General features: G+C 69.8%; 11 protein-coding genes. 7 read left to right on the forward strand and 4 right to left on the reverse strand.

The features are described 5' to 3' along the window. Window positions 1-8: 8 nt before the first annotated feature. Window positions 9-797, forward strand: coding sequence for an SDR family oxidoreductase (locus tag ACIA8G_RS13070; protein WP_396418597.1), 789 nt, complete (start codon window positions 9-11; stop codon window positions 795-797). A gap of 2 nt (window positions 798-799) precedes the next feature. After that, on the forward strand, window positions 800-1,768 hold the full coding sequence (locus ACIA8G_RS13075; protein WP_396418598.1) for an aldo/keto reductase: 969 nt from the start codon (window positions 800-802) through the stop codon (window positions 1,766-1,768). A gap of 16 nt (window positions 1,769-1,784) precedes the next feature. Here ACIA8G_RS13075 and ACIA8G_RS13080 read toward each other — a convergent pair whose 3' ends face one another. From ACIA8G_RS13080 to paaZ, 3 genes are read right to left on the reverse strand one after another with little or no spacing between them, the layout of a single operon-like run. After that, window positions 1,785-2,222: a MarR family winged helix-turn-helix transcriptional regulator gene (locus ACIA8G_RS13080; protein ID WP_396418599.1), complete on the reverse strand. Its 438-nt coding sequence runs from the start codon at window positions 2,220-2,222 to the stop codon at window positions 1,785-1,787. Window positions 2,223-2,247: 25 nt separating this feature from the next. After that, window positions 2,248-2,829, reverse strand: a complete 582-nt coding sequence (locus ACIA8G_RS13085; protein ID WP_396418600.1) for a TetR/AcrR family transcriptional regulator — start codon at window positions 2,827-2,829, stop codon at window positions 2,248-2,250. A gap of 42 nt (window positions 2,830-2,871) precedes the next feature. Further along, a complete protein-coding gene (paaZ, locus tag ACIA8G_RS13090; RefSeq protein ID WP_396418601.1) occupies window positions 2,872-4,902 on the reverse strand; it encodes a phenylacetic acid degradation bifunctional protein PaaZ in 2,031 nt (676 codons plus the stop codon). A gap of 81 nt (window positions 4,903-4,983) precedes the next feature. Between paaZ and ACIA8G_RS13095 the strand changes: the two genes are divergently transcribed. Together ACIA8G_RS13095 and ACIA8G_RS13100 are read left to right on the forward strand one after the other, a co-directional pair. Beyond that, entirely contained in the window at window positions 4,984-5,808 is an 825-nt protein-coding gene (locus ACIA8G_RS13095; protein WP_396418602.1) for a 3-hydroxyacyl-CoA dehydrogenase family protein, read from the forward strand. A gap of 22 nt (window positions 5,809-5,830) precedes the next feature. Then, complete coding sequence (locus ACIA8G_RS13100; protein ID WP_396418603.1) at window positions 5,831-6,427, forward strand: TetR/AcrR family transcriptional regulator; 597 nt, start codon at window positions 5,831-5,833, stop codon at window positions 6,425-6,427. A 56-nt stretch (window positions 6,428-6,483) separates the two neighbouring features. On the opposite strand, the gene ACIA8G_RS13105 is transcribed toward ACIA8G_RS13100, so the two are convergent. Continuing rightward, window positions 6,484-9,192, reverse strand: a complete 2,709-nt coding sequence (locus ACIA8G_RS13105; protein ID WP_396418604.1) for a glycosyl hydrolase family 95 catalytic domain-containing protein — start codon at window positions 9,190-9,192, stop codon at window positions 6,484-6,486. Window positions 9,193-9,594: 402 nt separating this feature from the next. Here ACIA8G_RS13105 and ACIA8G_RS13110 point away from each other — a divergent pair, with 402 nt between their 5' ends. From ACIA8G_RS13110 to ACIA8G_RS13120, 3 genes are all read left to right on the forward strand, one after another. Next, window positions 9,595-12,204 carry an AAA family ATPase gene (locus ACIA8G_RS13110; RefSeq protein ID WP_396418605.1) on the forward strand — a complete coding sequence of 870 codons (2,610 nt, stop codon included), beginning with the start codon at window positions 9,595-9,597 and terminating at the stop codon, window positions 12,202-12,204. Continuing rightward, on the forward strand, window positions 12,201-13,529 hold the full coding sequence (locus tag ACIA8G_RS13115; protein ID WP_396418606.1) for a LuxR C-terminal-related transcriptional regulator: 1,329 nt from the start codon (window positions 12,201-12,203) through the stop codon (window positions 13,527-13,529). Before ACIA8G_RS13110 ends, ACIA8G_RS13115 begins: the two co-directional genes overlap by 4 nt. Before the next feature lie 77 nt (window positions 13,530-13,606). Further along, window positions 13,607-14,290, forward strand: a complete 684-nt coding sequence (locus ACIA8G_RS13120) for an alpha/beta fold hydrolase (RefSeq protein ID WP_396418607.1) — start codon at window positions 13,607-13,609, stop codon at window positions 14,288-14,290.

Here is a 14,290-nt window from a genome sequence, read left to right on the forward strand (position 1 = left end):
GAGCCGCTGTGGAACTGGCTGGACGTGTGGTGGTGCTGACTGGGGCCGCCAGGGGGATCGGCGCCGCGCTGGCCTGCCGGTTCGCCGCGGAGGGTGCCGCCGGGGTCGTCGTCTCCGACCTGGACCCCGGCGGCGCCGAGGCGGTGGCGGCCGACATCGTCGCCTCCGGCGGAAAGGCGATCGCCCACCCGGCGGACGTCTCGTCGAAGGAAGACCTGAAAGCGCTGGTGAGGGCCGCCAAAGAACACTTCGGGCCGGTCGACGTGTTCTGCTCGAACGCGGGCGTTGCTTTCGGCACGGGCGTGCACGCGTCCGGCGACCAATGGGCGACGTCGTGGGCGGTCAACGTGATGCAACACGTGTACGCGGCCCAGCTGGTGCTCCCCGCGATGGCCCGCCGCGGCGAGGGATACCTGCTGATCACCGCGTCCGCGGCGGGGTTGCTGGGCGCGCCGGGGGATGCGCCGTACACGGTCACCAAGCACGCGGTGATCGGGCTCGCCGAGTGGCTCGCCATGACCTACCGGCCGAAAGGCGTCACGGTCAGCGCGTTGTGCCCGCTCGGCGTCCGGACGGCCCTGCTCGAACCCGCTGTGCTGGCAGGACATCCGGCCGCACTGGCCATCGCCAGGCAGGCGCCGCTGCTCGAACCCGCCGAGGTCGCGGAGGCCACCGTGCGCGGGATGCGGGACGAGGACTTCCTGATCCTGCCCCACGAATCCGTGCGCGAACGCTACGCGCGCAAGGCCAGGGACCCCGGCGAGTGGATCGACCAGATGATCGCGGAAGGACTCTGATCATGGAGTTTCGCAGGGTGGGTGCGAGCGGTCTCGCGGTCAGCGAGGTCGCCTACGGCAACTGGCTGAACCACCGTTCTGACTGCGTGCAGGCCGCGCTCGACGCGGGGATCACCACGTTCCACACCGCCGCAGCGTGGCCTGGAGCCGAGGAAAGCCTTGCCACGGCGCTGGATGGTGTGCGGCGCGACGACCTGGTGCTGTGCACCGGTGTCTTCTGGGCGGAGGGGACCGGGCCGAACGACTCCGGGCTGAGCCGCAAACACCTGGTGAAGTCGGTGCACGGATCGTTGCGACGGCTCGGTACCGACTACATCGACGTCTACCAGTTGTTGCGCTTCGACTACCAGACCCCGCTGGAGGAGACGTTCCTCGCGCTGTCGGACCTCGTCCGGCAGGGCAAGATCCTCTACGTCGGGACCTCGGAGTGGTCCGCCGAGCAGCTGCTGCGGGCGGCGCCGATCGCCGAGCGCTACGACGTGCCGTTCGTGGTCAACGAACCGCACTACTCGATGCTGTGGCGGGTGGCGGAGTCCCAGGTCATGCCGGTCTGCGAACGCCTGGGCATCGGGCAGTTCGCGTCCGTTCCGCTGGCGCAGGGCGTGCTGACCGGCAAGTACCGCGGCGGCCGGATCCCCGCCGGCTCGCGCGCGGCCGGCACCGAGGAACAGCAGGTGGCGGTGCGCGGTCTGCTGATCCCCGAGGTGCTCGACCGCATCGAGCTGCTGCGCGGCGTCGCCGACGACGCGGGGCTTTCCCTGGCACAGCTGGGCATCGCGTGGACCCTGCAGCACTCCGGGGTCGCCTCCGCCGTCGTCGGTGCGAGCACTCCGGCCCAGGTCACCGAGAACGCCAAGGCCGCGGGGGTGCGGCTCGACCTGGACGTGCTCACCCGCATCGACCACCTGCTCGGCGTCGTGGTGCAGACCGACCCGCGGCTGACGTGGTCGCCGCCGGCGGGCCTGGCTTAGCCCCGCCGGCGGGGCCCTACTGATCCTCCCGGACCAGCCGATCGGCCAGACGCAGCAACGTCGTCAGCTCCTCCTCGGTCGCGACCGCGAACAGGTTGCGCCGCACCGACTCCGCGTGGATCGCGTCCGTCACGTCGAGAGCGCCACGCCCCTGCGTCGTCAGCTTGACCAGCACCGACTTGTCGTCGCACAGCAGCCGGTCGATCAGCCCCTTGGTCTGCATCCTCGTCAGCTGCCGGGAGAGCCGGCTCTTGGACCAGTACATCGCGTCGGCGAGCCGTTGTTGCCCGATCGAGGCCCCGGCTTCCTTGATGTGCATCAGAACGCTGTGTTCCGCCTGTGACAGGTCGGAGACTTCTTTGACGTCCAGCGAGACCCGGTAGCGCAACAGGTCGGCGATTTTGAGAGCGGAGCGCCAGATTTCCAGCTCGCCGTTCGTCAGATTGTCTGCCACACCAACGAGTTTACATGTAAACCGATCAGTTCGTGATGCCTCCGTAGACGAACCCGGCGAGTGTGTCGACGTTCTTGCGCGTGGCCTTGCCCAGCCGCAGGGTCGTGTAGCAGTAGCTCTCCAGCAGGCTCACCACCATGTCGGCCAGGGCAGCGGCGTTGGTCACCGGCTTGCCGATGTGCGCGCGCAGCTCCTTGATGTGCGCGCGCCAGATGGTGAGGTCCTTGGCCCGGATCTGGTGCTGGATCTCGGCGAACTGCGGGTCGGACGCGGCGGCCTCGTAGATCGCGACCATCTCGGCCAGATAGTCCTGATAGGACTTCCAGTACGCCCGCACGTGGTCGCGGACGTCCTGCTCGGTCTCCATCAGGTGGTCGTGGCCGGACGCGTGCACGACCCGGTCGTGCCGGGCTTCGAGGAAGTCGGTCGCGAGCGCCTTGAGCACGGCGGCCTTCGAGTCGAAGTACCGGTAGATGCCACCGGTGGCGCGACCGGCCTCCGCCGTGATGTCCGTGATCTTCGTGGCCGTGTAGCCCTGCCTGGCGAAGACCCGCCGTGCCGCCTCCTTGAACTCCTCGGCTGCGCGGTCCGACTTCGACCTGGTCACGGCTGGCCTCCCGAACCCGTCACGGTGAAAGTGATGTCACTTTCAACTGTACGTCTTCGCCACCAGGGTCAGTACGTCGTAGGTCGCGACCGGCGCGTCGTCCTGGTTCGTGACGACGGCGTCCCAGCGGACCTCGCCGTACTCGGCGTTGGTGCGCGGCGTGATCTGCTTGACGGTCAGCTTCACCGCGATCGTGTCACCGGCCTTCACCGGCGTGAGGAACCGCAGGTGGTCGACGCCGAAGTTGGCCAGCACCGGACCGGGGTTCGGCTCGACGAAGAGCCCGGCCGCCAGCGACACCACCAGGTAGCCGTGCGCGACGATGCCGCCGAACAACGGGTTGGCCGCCGCCGCTTCCGGGTCGGTGTGCGCGTAGAAGGTGTCGCCGGTGAACTCGGCGAAGTGGTCGATGTCGGCGAGCGTGACCTGCCTCGTCGCGGAGACGACGGTGTCACCGATGCGCAGCCCCGCGAGGCTCTTGCGGAACGGGTGCACCTCGTCCACGGTCCGCTGGGAGCCGGTCGTCCAGCGGCCGGTGATCGCGGTGAGCATGTCGGGGGAGGCCTGCACGGCGGTGCGCTGCATGTGGTGCAGCACGCCCCTGATGCCGCCCAGTTCCTCGCCGCCGCCCGCACGACCCGGTCCGCCGTGCACCAGCATCGGCAGCGGACTGCCGTGCCCGGTCGACTCGGCCGCGTCGTCGCGGTTGAGCACCAAGATCCGGCCGTGCCACGGCGCGGCGCCCAGCACGATCTGCCGCGCGACACCGGGATCGTGCGTCACGAGCGAGCCGACGAGGCTGCCCTTGCCGCGCGCCGCGAGTTCGATCGCCTCGGTCACGGAACGATAGGTGAGCACGGTGCTGACCGGGCCGAACGGCTCGACGTCGTGCGGTTCGGCGGCTCCGGGCCGCGCGCGCAGCAGGACGGGGGAGAGGAACGCGCCGCGTTCGGCGTCGGCGTCCACCAGGTCGGCCTGGCTGTCGCCGAACACGACGTCGGCGGCGTTGCGCAGGGACTCGATGGCCTTGCGGACCTCCTGGCGCTGGGCCAGCGACGCCAGCGGACCCATCCGCACGCTCTCGTCGGCGGGGTTGCCGACGGTGATCTTGGCGAGCCGGGCGCTGATCGCCTCGACGACGGCGTCGGCGATGGCCTCCGGCACGATCGTGCGCCGGATCGCCGTGCACTTCTGGCCCGCCTTCACCGTCATCTCGGTGACGACGCCCTTGACGAAGAGGCCGAACTCCGGGTCGGCCGGGGTGACGTCCGGTCCGAGGATGGAGCAGTTGAGCGAATCCGCTTCCACGCCAAGGCGTACACCGCCGTGCTGCACCGACGGGTGGTTGCGCAGGATGCCCGCGGTGTGCGCGGATCCGGTGAACGCCACGGAGTCCTGCTCGGTCAGTTCGTCGAGCAGGCCGCGCGGGCTGCCCGACAGCAGCTGCAGCGAACCCTCGGGGAGGATGCCCGACTCGATGATCCGCCGCACCACGGCCTCGGTCAGGTACGACGTCTGGCTCGCGGGCTTCACGATGCTCGGCAGGCCGGCGAGGAACGCGGGCGCGAGCTTCTCGAGCATGCCCCAGACGGGGAAGTTGAAGGCGTTGATCTGCACCGCGACACCGGGACGGGAGGTGTAGATGTGCTGGCCGAGGAACGTGCCCTCCCGGCCGAGCCGCTCCAGGCCGCCGTCCAGCACGACGGTGTCGTTCGGCAGTTCCCGCACGCCCTTGCTGGCGTAGCTGAACATCGTGCCGAACCCGCCGTCGATGTCGACCATCGAGTCGCGCTTGGTGGCACCCGTGCGGAACGACAGCTCGTAGAGGAAGTCCTTGTCCGCGCTGAGGTGCTTGGCGACTTCCTTGATCAGCAACGCGCGCTGGTGGAACGTCAGCTCGCGGATGGCCGGCCCGCCGACGCGCCGCGCGTGCTCGACCATGGCCCGCAGGTCGAGACCCTGGCTGGACAGGCGCGCGACGACCTCGCCGGTCGAGGCGTCGAGCAGCGGTTCGCCGTCGGCCTGCGCGCGGTACCAGCTGCCTGCGGCGTAGCTCTCCAGCAATGCGGTCACGGTCGGGATCCTTTCGTGGGCGGCCGTCGCCACGGTATAACAGAACGATCGGTCAGTAAATCGTCGCCTTCAGGAGTTCCGATGACAGTTCCTGCCGTTGTTGGTGTGTACGGCGGTGGACGCATGGGCGCCGGCATCGCCCACGCGTTCGCGGTGGCGGGCAGCGCCGTCACCGTCGTGGAGAACGACGAGCCCGCCGCGGCGGCCGCCCGTGCCAGGGTCGAGAAGAGCCTGGCGAAGTCTGCCGAACTGGGCGCCGCCGCCGGCGGAACCGTTTCCGTGGTCACCGATCCGGCGGCCCTGGCGTCCGCGACCCTGGTGGTGGAGGCGGTGCCCGAGCTCGTCGAGATCAAGCACGCCGTGCTCGCGGCCATCACGCGCTCCGCGCCGGACGCGGTGATCGGCACGAACACCAGCTCGTTGTCGATCGACGCGCTCGCGTCCGCGCTGCCCGACCCGTCCGTCCTCATCGGACTGCACTTCTTCAACCCCGTCCCGGCCAGCGGCCTGGTGGAGGTCGTGGTCGGCGCGCGCACCGCGCCCGCGCTCGTCGGCCAGGCGCAGGAGTGGGTGCGGGGCCTGGGCAAGCACGCGATCACCGTGCAGGACTCGCCCGGTTTCGCCAGCAGCCGCCTGGGCGTCGCGATCGCACTGGAAGCGATGCGGATGGTCGAGGAAGGCGTGGCCGGCGCGGAGGACATCGACAACGCGATGACCCTGGGCTACCGGCACCCGGTCGGACCACTGCGCACCACCGACATCGTCGGCCTCGACGTGCGACTGGCGATCGCCGAACACCTCGAACGCGAACTCGGGCCGCGCTTCGCCCCGCCGCAGGTCCTGCGGGACAAGGTCGCGGCCGGGCACCTCGGCCGCAAGACCGGAGAGGGTTTCTACCGGTGGTGACGATGTTTGGGACACTGCAGCGGTGACGGAGACAGCGAGGCGGCGCGGCCGGCCGGGCTACGACCTGGAGGGGCTGCTCACGGCCGCCGCCGAACTGTTCTACGAGCGCGGCTACGACGGCACCAGCATCCAGGACCTCGCGAACCGCCTCGGCGTCGGGAAGTCCGCGATCTACCACCACGTGCCGAGCAAGGAGGCCCTGCTCGGCCTGGCCGTCGGCCGCGCGCTCGACAGCCTGTTCGCCGAGGTGGCGAAGCTCGGCGGCGGCCGAGCGGTCGACCGCCTCGAACAGCTGGTCCGCGGCAGCATCGCGGTGCTCGTCGCGGAACTGCCGTTCGTCACGCTGCTGCTGCGGGTGCGGGGGAACACCGAGACCGAGCGCGCCGCACTGGCCCGCCGCCGCGAGTTCGACCGCATCGTCACCGACCTCGTCGCCCAGGCCGCCGCCGACGGGGATCTGCGCGCCGACGTCGATCCCGCCACGACCACGCGGCTGCTCTTCGGCATGGTCAACTCGCTCATCGAGTGGTACCGGCCGGACGGCGGTCTCAAGCCCGCCGACCTCGCCGAAACCGTCATCGCGGTGGCGTTCGACGGCCTGCGCGTGCGCGGCGCCTGATGGGTCTCATCGGCCGCGGCTGGTGATGCACGCGACCACGGCCGGGCGTGCTGGGATCAGGGGGTGATGCGGTATGCGTCGATCATGCCCACGGACGTGCTGCGGTTGACGATGCGGATGGTGTGTTGTGCGCGGGCGAGTCCGGACTTCTGCCACACGACCTGTTGCACCTGGCGGGCACCGGCGGCACGAAGGTCCACTGTGGCCTCGAACGCGTTGTCGAGGTAGACGTCGACCGTGCCCATGTCCCCGTTGCGTTCGGAGAGGTACTGGATACCGGTGCCGGTGAACGTGTACGTGGCGGTGGCGTTCACGGTGGTCGAGTGGTGGGTGTCGTCGTTGTAGTCGCCGTAGCCGCGGCCGGTCGTCAGGTGCCAGTTGCTGTCGTAGTTGCCCTGGGTGTTGTTCACCAGGCCGCTGCCGGTCGCGTCGAGCCCGAGTGTGGAGGCCGTGCCGCTCAACGACTTCGCACCCTGGTTCGAACTGCCGGTGAGACGGGTGGTCGCGTACGAACCAAGCGGCTTGGCCGTCCGCTCGACGACGTAGGTCGTGTTCGCGGTGGTGCCGAACTCGAACTCGGCGGCCGAGGTCGTCAGCAGAACCGCGTTGTCCGATCCTCGCCGGACGCGGACCTGCTGGGTACCCCACGGGTTCACCACCCGCGCGGTGGCGCCCCACTGGCTGCGCAGGCCGACGTACTTGGTCTCGTTCGCCTCCCGTTCCGAGCTGACGAGGAAACCGTTCTTCGCCAGCAGCGTGAACTTGCCGACGAACGACGAGCCGGCGGGCGCGGCGGGGAACACGCGGATCTTGTCGTTGTACGACTGCAGCAACGCCTCGTTCATCGCCGACAGGTGCACGCCGTGGTACTCGAAGACGCCGTTGGTGTTGTTGGTGAACCCGTTGGGGTAGTTCTGGTACTGCTGCAGCATTCGTTTCAGGCCGGCGAACGTCTGGTCGCCCAGGCCGAGGCGGGCGGCCTGGATCGCGTCGTTGGCCCACACGTTGCCGTACGGGAACGGCCTGGTGTTCCAGGTGTTCAGCGCGGTCTGGTGGTCGGGGGAGCCGATCCCGGTGGTGTTGTACGGCCAGATCAGCTCGGCCGCCACGTTCTCGTTGTTGCGAGTCTGCGACAACGGAGGCTGGTGCGGCAGGTAGGCGCCGTTCTCCTGCGGGTAGGCGACCAGGTTGTCCAGGATTCGCTGCCATTCCGGTCGCAGCGCGGCGTCGACACCCAGTTGCTGTGACACCGCCAGGGCGATCGGGAAAAGGCTGCGCACGGCCGCGAGGTCGGTGATCGCGTTGCGCACGTTCCAGTAGGTCTCGTGGGAGTTGGAGTTCGCCATGTAGTACTTGCCGCTGCCGTCGACCGACAGGATCCGCGAGTAGAACTTCGTGACCTCACGGATGTAGGGATAGACGACGTTTCGCAAGTAGGCGCCGTCGTTGGTGTACCGGTACTGGAGGTACATGTTGAACGCCGCCTCGTACCCGGTCGACAGCACGTTCTTGGTGTAGTCGCTGTTCACCGTGCCGCGAGCGTTGCCGTCCCAGCCCATGGTCTCCGGCACCCACAGGCCGTCCACGCCGTAGCGCGTCTGGGTGTACGCCTTCAGTGCGGCGTAGTTGCGGCTGTAGAGGTTGTTGAAGGTGTTCATCAGATCGATGTGGTTGGACGCGAGGAACGAGTTGTAGACATCGCGCTGGTTCCAGTACCAGTACGCGTTGCTCCACTTCGTCGCGTCACCGGTCGCGCGGAACACACCGTTGATGAAGTGGAACGGGTAGTTCCCGTACCCTCCCGCCGCGATCAGGTAGGTGGACAGGTAGTACACGTTCTCCAGGTAGTCGGCGTCGCCGCCGAGCCCGCCGTACTGGACGAACGACCTGTCCCAGAAGCTGTGCCACCAGTTGCGGTAGTTGGCGAAGGTCGTGGCGTAGCCGGTGGACTTCACCGCGCTCAGGGCACTCCTCGCCTGGCCGACCGAGTTGTTGCCGGGGGCGTTGAGCCGGGTGGAGGCGGTGAACCACACCGTGTAGCTCGGCGACGGAGTGATCGACAGGCGGACGCGGCTGTTGTTCACGACCGACGCGCTGTAGTTCGCGCCTTCGACCGTGGCGGCGAGCGTGTAGCCGAAGCGCTGTGGGTCTGCCTGGCCCCGGCTGATCCCCGCGCCGGTCGCGTCGGCGTAACCGCTGACCGTCCGCCACGTGTTGATGTCCGGTACGTCGCCGCTGTTGCCGAGGTTCGCCACGTCCCAGAGTGACAACTCGAGCGTCACGGCGTTGACGCCGCCACGGGTGTCCTCGACGTGGATGCCCATCACCTCGGAGTTGGGCTGCCCCATGATGGTGACGGTGCGGTTGTTGTCGTACTTGGTGGTCAACGTGCCGTCGTACAGCGAGAGCCGCTGCTGGAACGTGCTGTACCCGGAGTCCATCGCCGGTGAGGTGGCGAGGTTGAGCAGCCCGGCGCCGAACGCCGTCTGCTGTGAAGCATCCACATTGGACACCTGCATCGTCAGCCCGCCGGACTGCCACACCATCGCACCGGTCCGGCCGTTGCCCACCGTCAGGCCGTGATCCGGGTTGGTGTTCGGCCGGTTGTAGACGACATCGTGTTTCGCCAGGTAGCTCGCGTGGTCCACGTCGAGCCGGCCCGCCGATGTGGAGAACGCGGCGTCGGTGGGTGCGGCCGTGGCGGGAACGACGGTCAGCGTGGCACCCACGAGCACGGCGACCGGCAACAGGCGTAGCGACCTCATGGAGCACCTTCCGAGGCAGGGTGAAGGTGAACGGGCGGTGCCGCAACCAGTCAACATCCGATGTAAAACCACGGTCAAGGGGGCTGCGGACCGGATCTGTCCCGGTTTCGGGGAACAGATCGGAGGTCTGGAGGGGTTTCGATGATCCGGAGAAGGGCTCAGCGCGACACGTGGCCAACGGGTCCCGAGCCGGTCCAGCCGTCCGTTCGCGAGCCAGGCACTGGGCGCGGACCGTCGCGCACCACGGATATCGTGGGCCTGGACTTGCGGCGGGAGGGTCATACCGGTGATGCGCAGACGGCGGGGCAGGGCGGGCCATGACCACGCGTGGCCGCGGAAGGCCGAGTCTGCCGGCACGATGATCGCGGTGCCGTTCAACGGCCTGCGCGTGCGCGGCGCCTGATGGGCCTCATCGGCCGCGACGACGACTTGGCCGCGCTCCACGCGTTCGTGGACCGGGCATCGGCGGAGACGACCGCGCTGGTGCTGGCAGGCGATCCCGGCGTGGGCAAGACGGCCCTGCTGGACGCGGCCGCCGAGTACGCCAGGAGCCTGGACCTGCGGGTCCTGCCGATGTCGGGCGCCGAGTTCGAGTCCGAGCTCGCCTTCGCGGGACTGCACCAGCTGGTGAGTCTGTTGCCGGGCGCCGAGATCGCGCCACCGCTGGCCGTCGCGCTCGGCATGGCGCAGGGGCCGCCGCCCAACCGGCCTGGGGTGGTCGAGGCGGTTTGCGACCTGCTCTCCGCCGCCGGGCCGTTGCTGGTGACCGTGGACGACCTGCACTGGCTCGACCGGCCCAGCGTCATGGTGCTGGACGAGGTCGTGCAGAGGTCGTTGGGCGGCGTGGGTTTCCTCTTCGCGATGCGCGGTGAGCAGGCGGGCCACGTCGCCGGTGCGGAGATCCGGGTGGTGCGGCCGCTGTCCGACGGTGCCGCGGGGGAGTTGCTGGAGGAACGGTTCCCGGCGATGGCACCGGCGGTGCGTCAGCGGCTGGTGGACGACGCCTGCGGCAACCCGTTGGCGCTGCTCGAACTCCCGGCCGCGCTGACCTCGGAACAACGGCAGGACACGGTTTCCGAGCGGTTGCGCGAGGTGTTCGCGGCACGGGTGAGCGCCCTGCCGGACGCGACCCGGCAGGGTCTTTTGCTGGCAGCGCTGGAAAGCCCCGCCCGCCTGGACCTGTTCACCTCGGCGCGGGACCTCGCGCCCGCCGAGCGCATCGGCCTGGTGGACCTGACCGGCGGTGTCGTGGTGTTCCGGCACCCGCTGGCGCGGTCGGCAGTCGTGACGTTGTCGACGAGTGAGGAACGGCGGCGGGCGCATGCCGTTCTCGCGGAACGGATGCCCGACCGGCTCGACCGCCACGCCTGGCACCTGGCGCAGACGGCCGACGAACACGACGAGCACATCGCGACGCTCCTGGAAGAGGCCGCCGCGTACGCGCGGCGGCGCGGTGACACCGTCGGTGCCGTGTCCGCGTTGATCCGGGCGGCGGAACTCAGCGCGTCCATCGCCGATCGCGGGCGCCGGCTCGCCGAGGCCGCGTACATCGGCGCGCTGGCCGACGGGCAGCTGCGCCGCGTTCCCGAACTGCTCGACGAGGTGCGGCACGGCGACGAGTTGCCGTCGCTGGAGATCGCCGTGGCCGCCGCCCACTATCTGCTGTTCAGCGGTGACGGTGACATCGACACCGCGCACCGGCTGCTGGCGGGCGCGCTGGAGATGCAGAAGCTCGAGGAGCCGGACGACACCGTCACCGACGCCGTGATCACGCTCGGCTGGGTCTGCTACTTCGGTGGCGGGCCGCGCTGGTGGGAGGCGTTCCACCACATCACCTCGCGGATGGGGGAGCTGCCCACCCTGGTGGAGCTCCTGCGCGCGTTCTGCGCCGACCCGGTGCGCACCGCACTGTCCACACTGGACGACCTGGACCGCATGATCGAGGCGCTGGACGACCACGTGCCGCCGGTCGACCTGGTGCGCACGGGCCTCACCGGCGTCTTCGTCGACCGGCTGGCCGCTTTTTGTGAACCGTTGCGGCGCCTGTGTGAGAGACCGGGGCTGCCGGCGACCGCGGAGCTGCACACGATGTCACTGCTGGCGCTGGAACGCCTCGCGGCCAGCGACTGGGACGAAGCGGTGGAGTTCGCCGACAAGCACGTGCGGCTGGCCGACGCGCACGGCTACGGCCTGCTGCGCTGTCTCGGGCTCTATCCGCGGGCCATGGTCGCGGCCGGCCGGGGTGACGACCGCGCCGTCACCGAACTGACCAACCGCATCATCGGCTGGGCCGCCCCGCGCGGGGCCACGCTGCTGACCAGCCTGGCCGCCCAGGCGTTGTCCCTGGCCGCGATCGGCCGCGGCGACCACGAGTCGGCGTACCGGCACGCCTCGACCGTGTCACCGTCGGGCGAACTCGCCTCGCACGTGCCCGCCGCGCCGCTGTTCGTGCTCGACCTCGTCGAGTCGGCGCTGCGGCTCGGACTGCGGGACGAGGCCGCGGCACACGTGAAGGCGGCCAGGGCGGCTCGGCTGGAGGAGATCTCACCGCGGCACGTCCTGCTGGTCGGTGCGGCCGAGGCGCTCACGTCGTCGGCCCCGTTCGAGGACGTGCTGGCGCAGCCCGGCGTGGAGAACTGGCCGTTCGAACACGCGCGAGTCCTGCTGCTGCACGGCGAACAGCTGCGGCGAGCCAGGAAGAACCAGCTCGCGCGGGTGCAGCTGACGAAGGCACGAGAGATCTTCGCCGGCCTCGGTGCGGAGCGCTGGGTGGCCAGGGCGGAACGCGAACTGCGACCGGCCGACGCGCACCGGCCCGACAGCGAGCTGACCGCCCAGCAGCTCACCATCGTGCGGCTGGCGGCGGAGGGGTTGACCAACAAGGAGATCGGGCAGCGGCTCAACCTGTCCGCGCGGACCGTCGGAACCCATCTCTACCAGGTGTTCCCGAAGCTCGGCGTGGCCTCGCGCGCAGGTTTGCGCGACGCGTTGCGGCGGTTGGACCGCGGATGAACGACGTGCTCACGTTCGTTGATCGTGACCAGCTGGAAGCGGCCACGGCGGGCAACAAGGTGTTGCGCATGACCGGGGCGGACTTCGGCAGTGAGTTGGGCGATCTGGCCGAGGCGCACCGCGCGTTGGCGCGGATCACCGAGGTCGGCGGTCCGCTGCTGGTGATCGTGGACGAAGTTCAGTGGGAGACCTCGAAGGTTCTCCAGTTCGTGGCACGACGGCTGGCCGGTACGAGCATCCGCTTGCTCGTCGTCGCCGGTGAGCCTGACGACCTGCCGGCGAGTCCGGAACTGCTGGAGATCGCGGCGACGACGTCCGGCGATCCGGCCAGGTCGACGCGGCCCCTGCTCGACCGTCTCGACGAGATGATCGCCGGCCTGGCCAACGAGACGTCCCCGGCTCGGATCGTGCAGACGGGTGTCGCCGCCATGTACGTCGACCGGCTGTCGGCTTGCCGCGAGCCGTTGCTCCGCGTGGTCCGGCGCGGTCCGGCCACGAAGGCGGCCGAGGCGAGGTCGCTGCTGGCCGCCGACGCCTTCCAGACCGGTCAGTGGGAGTACGGGGGCGCGCTGGTCGCCGCTGCGCGGGGCGAGCCGACGGAGAAGGGGCTCGACCAGCACCACGCGTGGCACGTCGAGGCGCTCGAAGCCCTCGGCCGGCGTGACTTCGAGACCGCGTACCGCCGCACCACCTCGATCACGCCACCTGGCACGTTCGCACCGCACGCCCCGACGGCGTTGTGGACGATCCTCGACCTCGTCGAGTCCGCGGAGAACTCCGGTAGGCACGCCGAGGCCCTCGCCCACGCCCTCGCCGCACGGGAGATCCGCGCCATCTCACCCCGCCTGACGTTCGTCAGCCTGGTGGCGGAGGCGATGGCGCAGCGGCCGGAGCTGTTCGAAACGGCACTGGCCGCACCCGGCCTGGAGCGATGGCCGTTCGACCTGGCGCGTGCCGAGCTGTACTACGGCGAACGCCTGCGGCGCGACCGGGACGTCGCCGCGGCCCGGCGCCACCTCGCCGCCGCGCTGGAACGGTTCGACCGCCTCGGCGCCCAGCCGTGGGCGGCGCGGGCCCGTTCAGAGCTGCGGGCGACCGGAGCACGATCCGACCAGCCACGACCGTCCGTTGCGCTGACCGCACAACAACATCAGATCGCCACGCTGGCCGCGGCGGGACTGACGAACAAGCAGATCGGCGCGCAGCTCTTCCTCTCGCCGAGGACGGTCGGCGCGTACCTCTACCAGCTGTTCCCGAAACTCGGCATCACGTCCCGCGCCGCCTTGCGCGACGCCCTGACGGAGCTCGACGACCACACGGAGTGACGCAGTCATTTGACTGATTCGGGCCACGCGGCACCGACCTAGCCTCGGTATCGCATCACCGATCCTGAGGAGGAAAAATGAGTGCGCGCAACGTCGTTCTCGTTCACGGAGGCTTCGTGGACGGCGCCGGCTGGCAGGCGGTCTACGACCTGCTGGTCGCGGACGGCTACCGGGTGAGCGTCGTGCAGAACCCGACCCTGTCGCTGGAGGGGGACGCGGCCGCGACCCGGCTGATCCTCGACCAGCAGGACGGCCCCACCGTGCTGGTCGGCCACTCCTACGGCGGTGCCGTGATCAGTGAGGCCGGCACCCACGAACGCGTCGCCGCCCTCGTGTACATCGCGGCCTTCGCGCCGGACAAGGGCGAGTCGGTGAACACGCTGATCGCCGACCCGCCGCCCGGCGCGCCGGTGCCGCCGATCCTGCCCCCGCAGGACGGCTTCCTGTTCCTGGACAAGGAGAAGTTCCACGAGTCGTTCGCCGGCGACCTGCCGGAGGCGCGCGCGAGGTTCCTCGCCGACTCGCAGGTCCCGTGGGGCGTCGGCGCACTGGCCGGCGCGGTCAGCGAGCCCGCGTGGCGCATCAACCGCAGCTGGTACCTCGTCGCCACGGACGACAAGATGATCCCGCCGCCCGCGCAGCGCCAGATGTCCGAGCGGGCCGGTGCGACGGTGACCGAGGTGGCCGGCAGCCACGCGATCTACGAGTCGCAGCCGGGTGCCGTCGCCGACCTGATCAAGCAGGCCGCCGAGGCGGTCTGA

Source organism: Lentzea sp. NPDC051213, assembly GCF_044455585.1.
GTDB lineage: Bacteria > Actinomycetota > Actinomycetes > Mycobacteriales > Pseudonocardiaceae > Lentzea.

What these genes read in the sequence shown, in the direction of transcription:
- ACIA8G_RS13075 (WP_396418598.1), top strand. Translation starts at nt 800, where the DNA reads ATGGAGTTTCGCAGGGTGGGTGCGAGCGGTCTCGCGGTCAGCGAGGTC.
- ACIA8G_RS13095 (WP_396418602.1), top strand. Translation starts at nt 4,984, where the DNA reads ATGACAGTTCCTGCCGTTGTTGGTGTGTACGGCGGTGGACGCATGGGC.
- ACIA8G_RS13105 (WP_396418604.1), bottom strand. Translation starts at nt 9,192, where the DNA reads ATGAGGTCGCTACGCCTGTTGCCGGTCGCCGTGCTCGTGGGTGCCACG.
- ACIA8G_RS13110 (WP_396418605.1), top strand. Translation starts at nt 9,595, where the DNA reads ATGGGCCTCATCGGCCGCGACGACGACTTGGCCGCGCTCCACGCGTTC.
- ACIA8G_RS13115 (WP_396418606.1), top strand. Translation starts at nt 12,201, where the DNA reads ATGAACGACGTGCTCACGTTCGTTGATCGTGACCAGCTGGAAGCGGCC.
- ACIA8G_RS13120 (WP_396418607.1), top strand. Translation starts at nt 13,607, where the DNA reads ATGAGTGCGCGCAACGTCGTTCTCGTTCACGGAGGCTTCGTGGACGGC.